The sequence below is a fragment of the Streptomyces sp. NPDC006193 genome (genome assembly GCF_040613915.1).
GTDB lineage: Bacteria > Actinomycetota > Actinomycetes > Streptomycetales > Streptomycetaceae > Streptomyces.
Genome location: NZ_JBEXTB010000047.1, coordinates 14,293 through 28,241 on the forward strand (window position 1 = coordinate 14,293; position 13,949 = coordinate 28,241).

Here is a 13,949-nt window from a genome sequence, read left to right on the forward strand (position 1 = left end):
GCACACACCCAGCAGTCCGGACACACCGGGGCGAACGTCCCGATGGCGGGACGGAGACACCCCGGCGATCCCGGCGTGCGGCACCCCGGCCGCCGCGCACGGGGCGAACCGGCACGGGACCTTCACGACACAGACGCACCACCACCACTGAGGGGGAGCAGCAGGTGAGCATGACGGCCGCCGCCACCGGCGGACCCGGGACGGGAACGCCTTCCGGCTCCGGATCCGGACTCGGCTTCTGCCGGGTCACCATCGTCGCGCCGGACAGCCGCATCGACGTGGCCCTGCCCGACGACGTCCCGGTCGCCGACCTCTATCCCGAGATCCTCCGGCTGTCCCGGCAGAGCCCCGAAGCGGGCGCCCCGGTCGGCTACCACCTGGTCCGCACCGACGGCACCGTGCTGGACAGCGCCCGCTCCTTCGCCGCCCAGCGCATCCTCGACGGTGAGCTCCTCACCCTCCGCCCGTTCGCGGAGTCGCTGCCGCCGGCCGTCTTCGACGACGTCGCCGAGGCCGTCGCCTCGGCCGTCACCAGGCAGCACAGGCTGTGGAGCGGCGACCTGACCCGGGCCGCGGGCCTGACCGGCGGCGCCGTGCTGCCCGCGCTGCTCGCGTTCGTCGCCTGGACCGCCGACCCCCGCCACGACATGCACGGCCTCGCCGGCATCCTCGCCGCCGTCACCGGCATCCTCCTGGTGGTGCTCTCCGCGGTGCGCGCCCGCGTCTACGACGACCGCGGCTCGGCCGTCGCCCTCGGTCTCGGCGCGCTGCCCAACGTCGGCGTCGCGGGCAGCGGCCTGCTGCCGCTGAGCGCCGGCGAGGGCATCGGCAGACTGCAGTTCCTGCTGGCCTGCGCGGCCGTTCTCGTCGCCGCGCTGATCCTCGCCCTGTGCTCACCCCACGGCGACGGCCCCTTCGTCGCCTTCCTGTTCGCCTCCGCGATCGCCCTGGTCGTCGTCTTCGTCGCGGCCCTCACCGGCTGGGCCCCCACCGAGACGGCCGCCCTGTGCGCCCCCGTCGCCGTCGGCGCCCTGGCCTTCCTGCCCGGCATGTCGATGCGCTTCGCGCGTCTGCCGATCGGCTTCGAGAACCCCAGCAGCGGCGCCCCCCGCTCCGCCTACGGCGGCGCCGACTCCGCCGCGCCGGAGTCCGTGGACACCGAGCGCATCGAGGCGCAGGCGCGGCGCGGGCACGAACTCCTCGTCGGCCTGGTCGGCGGCTGCGCGCTGCTCGCCGTCGCGGCGACGGCCGTGCTCGGCTTCTCCGACGACGTCTGGGCCCAGCTGCTCGCGTTCGCCACCGCGGTCGCCATGATCATGCGCGCCGGCCTGTTCCGCTACACCGCCCAGGTGGCCTCGCTGCTGGCCGCCGGGCTGGCCTCGCTGGTGCTGCTCGGCCTCGGCCTCGCCCTCAACCCGCCGTCGCACCTCATGCGCGCGGCGCTGGCCGGCGACCGCACCGACCTCCAGATCCGCACCGTCTGGCTGATCGCGGCCATCGCCCTGGCCGCGGCCCTGGTGACCGCGCTGGGCCTGATCCTGCCGCGCGGCGGGCTGACCCCCTTCTGGGGCCGCTTCCTGGAGATCTGCGAGGGCTTCGTCCTGCTGACGCTCATCCCGCTGACGCTGGCGGTCTTCGACGTGTACGCGACGGCGCGGTCGATGACCGGCTGAGCGGACGGCGCGGTCCACGACCGGTGGACGGCCACCCCGACGCAGCCGGGCCCCGGCTCCGCGCGAGCCGGGGCCCGGCGGCGTGCGGGCGCGGGCTCACTGCCCGTCGAGCCCCCCGTCGCGCGCCGTCGGCTCCAGGTCGAACTCCCCGTCCCGCGCCCCCAGCACGAACGCCCGCCACTCCGCCTCGGTGTAGCGCAGCACGGTGTCCGGGTCGAGAGAGGACCGCATCGCCACCGCCCCGCCGGGCAGGTACGCGATCTCGACCCGCTCCTCGTCCTCCTCCGTGCCCGGCGCGCAGTGCCACTCGACGCCCGAGATGTCGAGCGCGTACAGCTCGTCGCGCTCGCGCTCCTTGCGCGCCTTGATCTCCGCTTCCGTCTCCGCCATCGTGCAGCGACCCCTTCCCGAGGTACGTACGTCCGGCGCACACCCTAGTGGCCGCCGCCGCCCCGCCAGGGCGGTTCGCCGACCGGGCGAAAGAGGCCCGCCACGGCCTGGTACCCTGAGTGACGGCCGTTCGTGTACGCACCCCCGGAGCCCCAGGCTCTGGAGGCCGCGCCCAGCGGATCCCCGCCTTCCGAGTAACGGAAGCTCCCCCGAGACGAAGACCGGGGGCACTCGGTGGCCACTCAGAGACTATGAGGAGTACGCGTGTCGCTCGACGCCGCTACGAAGAAGCAGATCATCGCCGAGTTCGGTACCAAGGAGGGTGACACCGGCTCCCCCGAGGTCCAGGTCGCTCTGCTGTCCCGTCGGATCTCCGACCTGACGGAGCACCTCAAGACCCACAAGCACGACCACCACTCCCGTCGTGGTCTGCTGATCCTGGTCGGTCAGCGCCGCCGCCTGCTGCAGTACCTGGCGAAGAAGGACATCCAGCGCTTCCGTGCGCTGGTCGACCGCCTCGGCATCCGCCGCGGTGCGGCGGGCGCCAAGTAGGACGCCCGTGAAGGGAGCGGTTCCCGGAAAGACTCGGGGGACCGCTCCCTTTGCCGTATGCGGGGATTTCCCTGGCATACCGCGAAACCATCGTGGTACGTGCGGAAACATGCGGAGTGTCACTCACGCTTTGTAGTGTGGTAGCACAACGCGGTACGCACCACGCAGCATCACGCAGCACCGCGTACGACACACAACGAGGAGAAGCGCACCTCGCCGCCGCCGGTCCTCGGTAGTGGCCCCCGGGGAAATCGAGTCCCGGGTGCTTCGATCGAAGACCGGCCCGCACCGGACGGAGCGCTTCTCCGCCACCGTCCCCCTGCCACACGGGCAGCCGAGGGACGAAAGACGACAAGCAGACAAGTAACGGAGAACACGCTGGTGGAGAACGAGACCCACTACGCCGAGGCCGTCATCGACAACGGCGCCTTCGGCACCCGCACCATCCGCTTCGAGACGGGCCGCCTGGCCAAGCAGGCCGCCGGTTCCGCCGTGGCGTACCTGGACGACGACACCATGGTGCTGTCGGCCACCACCGCTTCCAAGCAGCCCAAGGACCAGCTCGACTTCTTCCCGCTCACGGTGGACGTCGAGGAGCGGATGTACGCCGCCGGCAAGATCCCCGGCAGCTTCTTCCGCCGTGAGGGCCGGCCCTCCGAGGACGCCATCCTCACCTGCCGCCTCATCGACCGCCCGCTGCGCCCCTCCTTCAAGAAGGGCCTGCGCAACGAGATCCAGGTCGTCGCCACGATCATGGCGCTCAACCCCGACCACCTGTACGACGTCGTGGCGATCAACGCCGCGTCCGCGTCGACGCAGCTGGCCGGTCTGCCCTTCTCCGGCCCGATCGGCGGCGTCCGCGTCGCGCTGATCCGTGGCCAGTGGGTCGCCTTCCCGACCCACAGCGAGCTCGAGGACGCCGTCTTCGACATGGTCGTCGCGGGCCGCGTCCTGGAGGACGGCGACGTCGCGATCATGATGGTCGAGGCCGAGGCCACCGAGCAGACCATCAAGCTGGTCGAGGGCGGCGCCGAGGCGCCGACCGAAGAGGTCGTCGCCGCCGGCCTGGAGGCCGCGAAGCCGTTCATCAAGGTCCTGTGCCGCGCCCAGGCCGACCTCGCCGCCAAGGCCGCCAAGCCGACCGCCGAGTTCCCGATCTTCCTGGACTACCAGGACGACGTGTTCGAGGCGCTCACCGCCGCCATCCGCCCCGAGCTGGCCCAGGCGCTCACCATCGCCGGCAAGCAGGAGCGCGAGGCCGAGCTCGACCGCGTCAAGCAGCTCGCCGCCGAGAAGCTCCTGCCGGAGTTCGAGGGCCGCGAGAAGGAGATCTCCGCCGCGTACCGCTCGCTCACCAAGCAGCTGGTCCGCGAGCGCGTGATCAAGGAGAAGAAGCGCATCGACGGCCGCGGTGTCACCGACATCCGCACCCTGGCCGCCGAGGTCGAGGCCATCCCGCGGGTGCACGGTTCCGCCGTCTTCGAGCGCGGCGAGACCCAGATCCTGGGCGTGACCACCCTGAACATGCTCCGCATGGAGCAGCAGCTGGACACCCTCTCGCCGGTGACCCGCAAGCGCTACATGCACAACTACAACTTCCCGCCGTACTCCACCGGTGAGACCGGCCGCGTCGGCTCCCCGAAGCGCCGCGAGATCGGTCACGGCGCCCTCGCCGAGCGCGCGCTCGTGCCGGTGCTGCCCTCGCGCGAGGAGTTCCCCTACGCGATCCGCCAGGTCTCCGAGGCGCTCAGCTCGAACGGCTCGACCTCCATGGGCTCGGTCTGCGCCTCCACCATGTCGCTGCTGAACGCCGGTGTGCCGCTGAAGGCCCCCGTCGCCGGCATCGCCATGGGCCTGATCTCCCAGGAGATCGACGGCGAGACGCACTACGTCACCCTCACCGACATCCTCGGTGCGGAGGACGCCTTCGGCGACATGGACTTCAAGGTCGCCGGCACGCGGGACTTCGTGACCGCCCTCCAGCTCGACACCAAGCTGGACGGCATCCCCGCCTCCGTCCTGGCCGCGGCCCTCAAGCAGGCCCGTGACGCCCGCCTGCACATCCTCGACGTGATGATGGAGGCCATCGACCGGCCCGACGAGATGAGCCCGCACGCCCCGCGGATCATCACCGTCAAGATCCCGGTCGACAAGATCGGCGAGGTCATCGGCCCCAAGGGCAAGATGATCAACCAGATCCAGGAGGACACGGGCGCCGAGATCACCATCGAGGACGACGGCACGATCTACATCGGCGCCGCCGACGGCCCCTCCGCGGAGGCCGCCCGCGCCACGATCAACGGCATCGCCAACCCGACGATGCCCGAGGTCGGCGAGCGGTACCTGGGCACGGTCGTCAAGACGACCACCTTCGGTGCGTTCGTCTCCCTGCTGCCCGGCAAGGACGGTCTGCTGCACATCTCGCAGATCCGCAAGCTGGCCGGCGGCAAGCGCGTGGAGAACGTCGAGGACGTCCTCGGTGTGGGCCAGAAGGTCCAGGTCGAGATCGCCGAGATCGACTCCCGCGGCAAGCTCTCCCTCGTCCCGGTGATCGAGGGCGAGGAAGGTTCTGACGAGGCGAAGGACGACGCCGAGCAGTGACGTCCCGTGGCTCCAAGGTGACGGCCCGCCCCTCTTCGGAGGCGCGGGCCGTCGCCCGTACCCAAACCCTCATCCAGGGCACAGGCGGCATCGGCACGGTCCGCAGGACCACCCTCCCGGGCGGCCTGCGCATCGTCACCGAGACCCTGCCCTCGGTCCGCTCCGCCACCTTCGGCATCTGGGCGCACGTCGGCTCCCGCGACGAGACCCCGTCGCTGAACGGCGCCACGCACTACCTGGAGCACCTGCTCTTCAAGGGCACGTCGAAGCGCAGCGCGCTGGACATCTCCTCCGCGATCGACGCGGTCGGCGGCGAGATGAACGCGTTCACCGCCAAGGAGTACACGTGCTACTACGCGCGCGTGCTCGACACCGACCTGCCCCTCGCCATCGACGTCGTCTGCGACATGCTGACCGGCTCGCTGATCCGCGAGGAGGACGTCGACGTCGAGCGCGGCGCGATCCTCGAAGAGATCGCCATGACCGAGGACGACCCCGGCGACTGCGTGCACGACCTGTTCGCGCACACCATGTTCGGCGACAGCTCCCTCGGCCGCCCGGTCCTCGGCACGGTCGACACCGTCAACGCCCTCACCGCCGACCGCATCCGCCGCTTCTACCGGAAGCACTACGACCCGACCCACCTCGTGGTCGCCTGCGCCGGCAACATCGACCACACCCGGGTCGTACGCCAGGTCCGCGCGGCCTTCGAGAAGGCGGGCGCCTTCCGCGACCCGGACGCGCAGCCCGTCGCCCCGCGCGAGGGCCGCCGCACGATCCGCACCTCCGGCAAGGTCGAGCTGCTCGCCCGCAAGACCGAACAGGCACACGTCGTCCTCGGCATGCCCGGCCTCGCCCGCACCGACGACCGCCGCTGGGCGATGGGCGTGCTCAACACCGCCCTCGGCGGAGGCATGTCCTCCCGGCTGTTCCAGGAGGTCCGGGAGAAGCGCGGGCTCGCCTACAGCGTGTACTCGTACACCTCCGGCTTCGCCGACTGCGGTCTGTTCGGCGTCTACGCCGGCTGCCGGCCCAGCCAGGTGCACGACGTGCTCAGCATCTGCCGCGACGAACTCGACCACGTCGCCCGGAACGGTCTCACCGACGACGAGATCGCCCGCGCCATCGGCCAGCTCAAGGGCTCCACCGTCCTGGGACTCGAGGACACCGGCGCGCTGATGAACCGTATCGGCAAGAGCGAACTGTGCTGGGGCGAGCAGATGTCCGTCGACGACATGCTGGCGAAGATCGCCGCGGTCACCCCGGACGAGGTCCGCGCGGTCGCCCGCGACATCCTGGGACAGCGCCCGTCGCTGTCGGTCATCGGCCCGCTGAAGGACAAGCAGGCCGCCCGGCTGCACGACGCCGTCGCCTGAAACACCACCGGTTAGGAAGCAGGAACATGAGCAAGCTGCGCGTGGCGGTCCTCGGGGCCAGGGGCCGGATCGGGTCCGAGGCGGTCAAGGCGATCGAGGCCGCCGAGGACATGGAGCTGGTCGCCGCCCTCGGCCGCGGCGACAAGCTGGAGACGCTGGCGGAGACCGGCGCCCAGGTCGCCGTCGAGCTGACCACCCCCGCCTCGGTCATGGGCAACCTCGACTTCTGCGTGCGCCACGGCATCCACGCGGTCGTCGGGACCACCGGCTGGACCGAGGAGCGCCTCGCGCAGCTCAGGGGCTGGCTCGACCGGTCCCCGGAGATCGGCGTGCTCATCGCGCCGAACTTCTCCATCGGCGCGGTGCTGACCATGAAGTTCGCGCAGATCGCCGCGCCGTACTTCGAGTCCGTCGAGGTGGTCGAACTGCACCACCCGAACAAGGTGGACGCCCCGAGCGGTACGGCCACCCGCACGGCCCAGCTCATCGCCGAGGCCCGCCGCGCCGCGGGCACGGCCCCGGCGCCGGACGCCACGGTGACCGCCCTGGACGGCGCCAGGGGCGCCGGCGTCGACGGAGTCCCCGTGCACTCGGTGCGGCTCCGGGGCCTCCTGGCCCACCAGGAGGTGCTGCTGGGAGCCGAGGGCGAGACCCTCACCGTCCGGCACGACTCCCTGCACCACAGCAGCTTCATGCCGGGCATCCTGCTCGGCGCGCGCCGCGTGGTGACCACTCCGGGCCTCACCTTCGGCCTGGAGCACTTCCTCGACCTGAGCTGAGCCACCTCGTCATGCGCGCGAAGATCACCTATATCGTCACGGCCGCCGTCCTGGTCTTCTACTTCGTCCTGGTCGGCAGCCGTGGCGTCTGGCTCATCCAGTCCGGCACGCCCCTCACCGTCGCCTTCGGGGTGGCGGTGCTGATCCTGCCGGCCATCGGCCTGTGGTTCCTGTGGAAGAACACCCAGTTCGTCCGCAGGGCCAACCAGCTCGCCGCCGAGCTCGACGCGGAGGGCGGGCTGCCGGCCGACGAGCTGAAGCGTCTCCCGAGCGGCCGCGTCGACCGCGACTCGGCCGACGAGGTGTTCGCCCGCCGCAAGGCCGAGACGGAGGCGTCCCCCGACGACTGGCGCTGCTGGTTCCGCCTCGCCGTCGCCTACCACGACGCCCGCGACACCCCACGCGCCCGCAAGGCGATGCAGCGCGCCATCGCCCTGCACGACGGCAGACCGGCCGCACACGACGACCGGCCCGCGTCAAGGCACTCCTGATCCGCCCAACCCGCCGGGCAGACCGGACAGAACCAAGCCGCCCCCACCCCGGCAGGCCCGCCGAGCCCCGGCCCGAACCCCGCGCGTGCCCGGCCCCCGCCTTGGAGGCAAGGGGCCGTGCACCGAGCCGGAGCGGGCCGAGCGCGCGCGCCATCGGCTCCCGGCCCCGGCGGACTCGCGGAGTGCCCGATGCAAACCGCATACGCCTCCGCAGACTGCCGGTGCTTCACCCCGCCCGGACCCGGCCCCGGAAAGAGCCCGGCTCCGGGACGGCTGCGCCACCGGCCCGCATGCCGGACCCCGGCCTGCGGAGGTGAGCCGAGTCCCGAGCTGGGACGGCTGAGGCAGCTTCACGCCTGGCTCGCCCCTTTGACCTTCTGAGGCCGCGGGGCCGAGCCGGGTGCCGGCTCAGCCAGCCTGTCCGCCGAGCCCTCACCCAGAAGATGATCGGGCCTGCGGCCGCGTGAGCCTGCGTGCCGGCCCCGGTTCCGGAGGCCGACCCGCGTGCCGGCCTCGGAGGCGAGCCGAGTCCCGAGCTCAGACGGCTGAGGCAGCTTCGCGCCCGGCTCCTGGCCCGGCTGCCCGGGGCGAGTCAGATATGGAGACTGCTGAGCCAGCCCGCTGTCTGCCCAACCCAGCAACCCGGGAGGCTTGGGAAGGGCCGAGCCGACGCGACATGGCCCGGCCGCCGGTCAGGAGCGCCTGCGTGCTCGGCCCCGCCTTCCGGAGGCCGGGAGAGGGATGAGTCGGGATCGTCCGGCCCCGGTGGCGGGCGGAACGAGCCCCTGTGCCGGGGGCCCCGGACGCTCGGGGGCCGACTCCACCCGGCACGGCGCGGGGAGAACCGAGCCCCGCCGAACGCGGCCCAGGCCGTGAGGGCCGACCCTCGGTGGCCGGGCCTCGGGGTACTGAGCCGCCGGGCCAGGGCTGGAAGCCGTACGTAGCCGGGAGGAACCGGTCCGCCCCTGCTGCGGACCCCCCGTCTCCCCGCTGTCCAGCTCCCGCCTCGACGCCCCACCGAGAACGAGACGGCCCAAGGCGGGCCGGGACCGGGGGCGATCAGCCGCGCCGGTTCTCCGCGGCCCACGCCTCCACCGCGTCCGCCGCCCGGTCGAAGGCCACCGGACGGCCCAGGAAGTCCAGACCGTGCGTGGTGAGCAGGGGAGACGTGTCCTCGGGACGCCGGTCCTCGCGGACGAGCGCCAGCGCCTGCCCCTGCACGGTCCGCGGCAGCCCCAGCCAGCGCACCGGCTGCTGCACCGTCCGCACGGAAACCACCCGCGCCCACGGCACCGTCCGCGTCACCAGGAATCCGGTCCGGCGCAGCCCGCGCCCGCTCACCCACACCCCCATGCGCAGCAGCCGCAGTGCCCCGGCGACGATGACCAGGCCCGCGGCGAGGACCCCGCCGGCGGAGGACACCGAGCCGGTCAGGGCGATGAGGATCGCGGAGAACAGCACGAACGAGGCGAACAGCAGGCCCAGCGCGGCCAGACCCACCCGCCACGGCCCCGGCCGATAGGGGCGCCGCCAGCGGTCCGGATCGTCGTACGGCAGTGCGCTCTCGGAAGCCGACTCGAAGGTGCGGTCGGCCGTCAGGAAGGGCAGGGGCACGGCTGGTCCTCACTCGGTCCTCAGCTGGGGCTGTGCCGGTGAGGCTATCCGGCCGTGTTCCCGCCCACCACCCTTGGGCGTCCTAAAGGGGCGGCGCTCCCGCTCAGTGCCCCTGGGACGCCTGGGACTGCTGCGTCGGCGCGGCGGGCGGCGTGGACAGCGCGGGCATGCCCACGACGAGCGCGCCGATCAGCCCCGCGACGATGGTGAGACCGAGCAGCCAGCGCCCGGCCGTCTCGCCGAAGGACGCGCGCCGGCGGGGCGGGGGAGTGACATTGCTGCGGAACCTGTCCGCCTCGGCCAGGAAGGCGAAGGGTACGGGCTCGCGCCGACGGAACATCGTGATGACCTCTCCTCACGGGGTTGGTGGTGGTCGCAACGTGCGGCTTCACCGGTACAGACGACCGCATGACGCAAAAGGTGCCCATGTCGGGAAAACAGGCCGGTGCGCCCTGGGGGCGAGGTGCCGCTCCGGCCTCCGCGGGTGCCCCGTAAGGTGGGCGCGAACCACAGAAGTGAGGGAAGGACCCCGATCCCCGTGACCACCGAGTCGCTCACGTTCCGCAGTGACGTCACCGTCGAGCTGGTGAAGTCCAGCGCTTCGGACGCCGACGTCCTCTTCGCCGCCCGCGTCTCGACCGCCGGTGAGCAGTCCCTGGACGAGGTGAAGAAGGACCCCGAGCGCTCCAAGGGCCTGATCAACTACCTGATGCGCGACCGGCACGGCAGCCCGTTCGAGCACAACTCGATGACCTTCTTCATCAGCGCCCCGATCTTCGTCTTCCGCGAGTTCATGCGGCACCGCGTCGGCTGGTCGTACAACGAGGAGTCCGGCCGCTACCGCGAGCTGCAGCCGGTCTTCTACGTCCCCGACGCCTCACGCAAGCTGGTCCAGCAGGGCCGTCCGGGCAAGTACGTCTTCGTCGAGGGCACCCCGGCCCAGCACGAGACGGTGAGCCACGCCCTCCGGGACTCCTACGAGCAGGCGTACGCGGCCTACCAGAAGCTCCTCGCCGAGGGCGTCGCACGCGAGGTGGCCCGTTCGGTCCTGCCCGTGGGCCTGTACTCCTCGATGTACGCCACCTGCAACGCCCGCTCCCTGATGCACTTCCTCGGGCTGCGCACCCAGCACGAGCTGGCCAAGGTGCCGTCCTTCCCGCAGCGGGAGATCGAGATGGTGGGCGAGAAGATGGAGGCGGAGTGGGCGAAGCTCATGCCGCTGACGTACGCCGCCTTCAATGCGAACGGACGTGTGGCCCCGTAGCGAAGCCCTGTTCCCCCACGCGGAACGGATGTACGGATCAGCCGGGCGAAGTGTCCGTATTGCGGCATTCAGAGAAGTTCATCTAGCCTGATCAAACGGACCCGGCACTGCTTGAACCCCCGAGCAGGCAGTGCCGGGCTCCTTTTGTCCTGACTTACCCGACACCCCGAGGGCGCACCTCGCATCGAGCACCGAGTAGCGTGTTACCCATGGCTCCGACCTCGACTCCGCAGACCCCCTTCGGGCGGGTCCTCACCGCCATGGTCACGCCCTTCACGGCGGACGGCGCACTCGACCTCGACGGCGCGCAGCGGCTCGCCGCCCACCTGGTGGACGCAGGCAACGACGGCCTGATCGTGAACGGCACCACCGGCGAGTCACCCACCACCAGCGACGCGGAGAAAGCGGATCTCGTACGAGCCGTCCTGGAGGCCGTCGGCGACCGCGCCCACGTCGTCGCCGGCGTCGGGACCAACGACACCCACCACAGCCTCGAGCTCGCCCGCGACGCCGAGCGCGCCGGCGCCCACGGCCTGCTGGTCGTCACGCCGTACTACAACAAGCCCCCGCAGGAGGGCCTGTACCGGCACTTCACGGCCGTCGCCGACGCCACCGGACTGCCGGTCATGCTCTACGACATCCCCGGCCGCAGCGGCGTCCCGATCGACACCGAGACGCTCGTCCGTCTCGCCGAGCACCCCCGGATCGTCGCCAACAAGGACGCCAAGGGCGACCTCGGCCGCGCCAGCTGGGCCATCGCCCGGTCCGGCCTCGCCTGGTACTCCGGCGACGACATGCTCAACCTGCCGCTGCTCTCCGTGGGTGCGGTCGGCTTCGTCTCGGTCGTCGGCCACCTCGTCACCCCCGACCTGCGGGCCCTCGTGGACGCCCATCTCTCCGGCGACGTCGTCAAGGCGACCGAGATCCACCAGAAGCTGCTCCCGGTCTACACCGGCATGTTCCGCACCCAGGGCGTGATGACCACCAAGGCCGCGCTCGCCCTCCTGGGCCTGCCCGCCGGGCCGCTGCGCCCGCCCATGGTCGAGTGCTCGCCCGAAGAGGTCGCCCAGCTCAAGATCGATCTTGCTGCCGGCGGGGTACAGCTCTGACAACAGACTTTGCACCACAGGGGCTTCACAACTGAAGAACAACTGAAGACGCAGGTCCACCGGTGCCTGTGGCCCACCACCTACAACTGCTTCTGCACGAACGTCATGCGCGCCACGTGCCCACCGGTACGTGGCGCGTGTGGTGAGGAGAGTCTTTTGAGTCATCCGCATCCTGAACTGGGCCCGCCCCCGCCGCTGCCCGAGGGCGGCCTGCGGGTCACCCCGCTCGGCGGCCTCGGCGAGATCGGCCGCAACATGACGGTCTTCGAGTACGGCGGCCGCCTGCTGATCGTCGACTGCGGAGTGCTCTTCCCCGAGGAGGAGCAGCCCGGAATCGACCTGATCCTGCCGGACTTCTCGTCCATCCGGGACCGCCTCGACGACATCGAGGGCATCGTGCTCACGCACGGCCACGAGGACCACATCGGCGGCGTCCCCTACCTGCTGCGCGAGAAGCCGGACATCCCGCTGATCGGCTCCAAGTTGACCCTCGCCCTCATCGAGGCGAAGCTCCAGGAGCACCGGATCCGCCCGTACACCCTCGAGGTGGCGGAAGGCAACCGGGAGCGCATCGGCCCCTTCGACTGCGAGTTCGTCGCCGTCAACCACTCCATCCCGGACGCCCTGGCCGTCGCCATCCGCACTTCCGCGGGCATGGTGGTGCACACCGGCGACTTCAAGATGGACCAGCTCCCGCTGGACAACCGCCTCACCGACCTGCACGCGTTCGCCCGGCTGAGCGAGGAGGGCATCGACCTGCTCCTCGCCGACTCGACGAACGCCGAGGTCCCGGGCTTCGTCCCGCCGGAGCGGGACATCTCCAACGTCCTGCGCACGGTCTTCGCCAATGCCCGCAAGCGGATCATCGTGGCGAGCTTCGCCAGCCACGTCCACCGCATCCAGCAGATCCTGGACGCGGCGCACGAGTACGGCCGCCGGGTCGCGTTCGTCGGCCGCTCCATGGTCCGCAACATGGGCATCGCCCGGGACCTCGGTTATCTGAAGGTCCCGCCGGGGCTTGTGGTGGACGTCAAGACGCTGGACGACCTGCCCGACCACGAGGTGGTCCTGGTCTGCACCGGTTCCCAGGGCGAGCCGATGGCGGCCCTGTCCCGCATGGCCAACCGCGACCACCAGATCCGCATCGTCGACGGCGACACGGTCATCCTGGCCTCGTCCCTGATCCCCGGGAACGAGAACGCGGTCTACCGGGTGATCAACGGCCTGACCCGCTGGGGCGCCCACGTCGTCCACAAGGGCAACGCGAAGGTGCACGTCTCCGGCCACGCCTCCGCGGGCGAGCTGCTGTACTTCTACAACATCTGCCGCCCGAAGAACCTGATGCCGGTGCACGGCGAATGGCGCCACCTGCGCGCCAACGCCGAGCTGGGCGCCCTCACCGGCGTCCCGCACGACCGCATCGTCATCGCCGAGGACGGCGTGGTGGTCGACCTCGTCGGGGGCAAGGCGAAGATCTCCGGCAAGGTGCAGGCCGGTTACGTCTACGTCGACGGCCTCTCCGTGGGCGATGTCGGCGAGCCGGCCCTGAAGGACCGCAAGATCCTCGGCGACGAGGGCATCATCTCGGTCTTCGTGGTCATCGACTCCTCCACCGGCAAGATCACCGGCGGTCCGCACATCCAGGCCCGTGGCTCCGGCATCGAGGACTCGGCCTTCGCCGACGTCGTTCCGAGGATCACCGAGGCCCTGGAGCGGTCCGCCCAGGACGGCGTCGTGGAGCCCCACCAGCTCCAGCAGCTCGTCCGACGGACCCTGGGCAAGTGGGTCTCGGACAACTACCGCCGCAGGCCGATGATCCTGCCGGTGGTCGTGGAGGTCTGACGCCTCGTCGCCTGCCGGCGGACACCGGACCGGAGCGGGGCCCCTCGATTTGCATCGGGGCGCCCCGCTCCAGTACGTTTACGGCTCCGCCCGACCGGGAACCCCAGCACTTCATGCGCTGGACGCAGGTGCCCGGAGCGGACGGGAAATCCGACTCAGAACCTCTGATAAAGTCGGAACCGCCGGAAAGGGAAACGCGGAAGCGGGAACCTGGAAAGCACCGAGGAAATCGGATCGGAAAGATCTGATAGAGTCGGA

At 71.2% G+C, this 13,949-nt stretch carries 12 protein-coding genes; 9 read left to right on the top strand and 3 right to left on the bottom strand.

All coding sequences use genetic code 11. The annotated features are described in order from the left end of the window. Positions 1 to 170 precede the first annotated feature (170 nt). Positions 171 to 1,673: a type VII secretion integral membrane protein EccD gene (gene eccD, locus ABZ261_RS28390; RefSeq protein WP_356864048.1), complete on the top strand. Its 1,503-nt coding sequence runs from the start codon at positions 171 to 173 to the stop codon at positions 1,671 to 1,673. A 96-nt stretch (positions 1,674 to 1,769) separates the two neighbouring features. Here the strand turns inward: eccD and ABZ261_RS28395 are convergent, their stop codons facing one another. Continuing rightward, on the bottom strand, positions 1,770 to 2,063 hold the full coding sequence (locus ABZ261_RS28395; RefSeq protein ID WP_356864026.1) for a DUF397 domain-containing protein: 294 nt from the start codon (positions 2,061 to 2,063) through the stop codon (positions 1,770 to 1,772). A gap of 264 nt (positions 2,064 to 2,327) precedes the next feature. Between ABZ261_RS28395 and rpsO the strand changes: the two genes are divergently transcribed. The 5 genes from rpsO to ABZ261_RS28420 all read left to right on the top strand — a co-directional run bounded on the left by rpsO (position 2,328) and on the right by ABZ261_RS28420 (position 7,862). Beyond that, the gene (gene rpsO, locus ABZ261_RS28400; RefSeq protein WP_003997419.1) at positions 2,328 to 2,615 is read left to right on the top strand and encodes a 30S ribosomal protein S15; all 288 of its coding nucleotides are present in this window, start codon (positions 2,328 to 2,330) and stop codon (positions 2,613 to 2,615) included. Positions 2,616 to 2,996: 381 nt separating this feature from the next. Further along, positions 2,997 to 5,216 (top strand): polyribonucleotide nucleotidyltransferase, encoded by a 2,220-nt coding sequence (locus tag ABZ261_RS28405; RefSeq protein ID WP_356864028.1) that lies wholly within the window; start codon positions 2,997 to 2,999, stop codon positions 5,214 to 5,216. Then, positions 5,213 to 6,592: a pitrilysin family protein gene (locus ABZ261_RS28410; RefSeq protein ID WP_356864030.1), complete on the top strand. Its 1,380-nt coding sequence runs from the start codon at positions 5,213 to 5,215 to the stop codon at positions 6,590 to 6,592. The genes ABZ261_RS28405 and ABZ261_RS28410 overlap by 4 nt, the downstream gene beginning before the upstream one ends. 26 nt (positions 6,593 to 6,618) lie before the next feature. Beyond that, positions 6,619 to 7,371 carry a 4-hydroxy-tetrahydrodipicolinate reductase gene (gene dapB, locus ABZ261_RS28415; protein WP_356864032.1) on the top strand — a complete coding sequence of 251 codons (753 nt, stop codon included), beginning with the start codon at positions 6,619 to 6,621 and terminating at the stop codon, positions 7,369 to 7,371. 11 nt (positions 7,372 to 7,382) lie between these two features. After that, positions 7,383 to 7,862 carry a hypothetical protein gene (locus ABZ261_RS28420; RefSeq protein WP_356864034.1) on the top strand — a complete coding sequence of 160 codons (480 nt, stop codon included), beginning with the start codon at positions 7,383 to 7,385 and terminating at the stop codon, positions 7,860 to 7,862. Between the two features lie 1,059 nt (positions 7,863 to 8,921). Here the strand turns inward: ABZ261_RS28420 and ABZ261_RS28425 are convergent. Beyond that, entirely contained in the window at positions 8,922 to 9,476 is a 555-nt protein-coding gene (locus ABZ261_RS28425) for a hypothetical protein (RefSeq protein ID WP_356864036.1), read from the bottom strand. A gap of 103 nt (positions 9,477 to 9,579) precedes the next feature. Continuing rightward, a complete protein-coding gene (locus ABZ261_RS28430) occupies positions 9,580 to 9,816 on the bottom strand; it encodes a hypothetical protein (protein ID WP_356864038.1) in 237 nt (78 codons plus the stop codon). Positions 9,817 to 10,014: 198 nt separating this feature from the next. On the opposite strand from ABZ261_RS28430, the gene thyX reads away from it, so the two are divergent. The 3 genes from thyX (at position 10,015) to ABZ261_RS28445 (ending at position 13,691) form a co-directional block, all read left to right on the top strand. Further along, positions 10,015 to 10,740: an FAD-dependent thymidylate synthase gene (gene thyX / locus ABZ261_RS28435; RefSeq protein ID WP_356864040.1), complete on the top strand. Its 726-nt coding sequence runs from the start codon at positions 10,015 to 10,017 to the stop codon at positions 10,738 to 10,740. Positions 10,741 to 10,949: 209 nt separating this feature from the next. Then, positions 10,950 to 11,849 (top strand): 4-hydroxy-tetrahydrodipicolinate synthase, encoded by a 900-nt coding sequence (gene dapA, locus ABZ261_RS28440; RefSeq protein WP_356864042.1) that lies wholly within the window; start codon positions 10,950 to 10,952, stop codon positions 11,847 to 11,849. 156 nt (positions 11,850 to 12,005) lie between these two features. After that, on the top strand, positions 12,006 to 13,691 hold the full coding sequence (locus ABZ261_RS28445) for a ribonuclease J (protein ID WP_356864044.1): 1,686 nt from the start codon (positions 12,006 to 12,008) through the stop codon (positions 13,689 to 13,691). Positions 13,692 to 13,949 lie beyond the last annotated feature (258 nt).

What these genes read in the sequence shown, in the direction of transcription:
- eccD (WP_356864048.1), top strand. Translation starts at nt 171, where the DNA reads ATGACGGCCGCCGCCACCGGCGGACCCGGGACGGGAACGCCTTCCGGC.
- ABZ261_RS28395 (WP_356864026.1), bottom strand. Translation starts at nt 2,063, where the DNA reads ATGGCGGAGACGGAAGCGGAGATCAAGGCGCGCAAGGAGCGCGAGCGC.
- dapB (WP_356864032.1), top strand. Translation starts at nt 6,619, where the DNA reads ATGAGCAAGCTGCGCGTGGCGGTCCTCGGGGCCAGGGGCCGGATCGGG.
- ABZ261_RS28420 (WP_356864034.1), top strand. Translation starts at nt 7,383, where the DNA reads ATGCGCGCGAAGATCACCTATATCGTCACGGCCGCCGTCCTGGTCTTC.
- ABZ261_RS28430 (WP_356864038.1), bottom strand. Translation starts at nt 9,816, where the DNA reads ATGTTCCGTCGGCGCGAGCCCGTACCCTTCGCCTTCCTGGCCGAGGCG.
- dapA (WP_356864042.1), top strand. Translation starts at nt 10,950, where the DNA reads ATGGCTCCGACCTCGACTCCGCAGACCCCCTTCGGGCGGGTCCTCACC.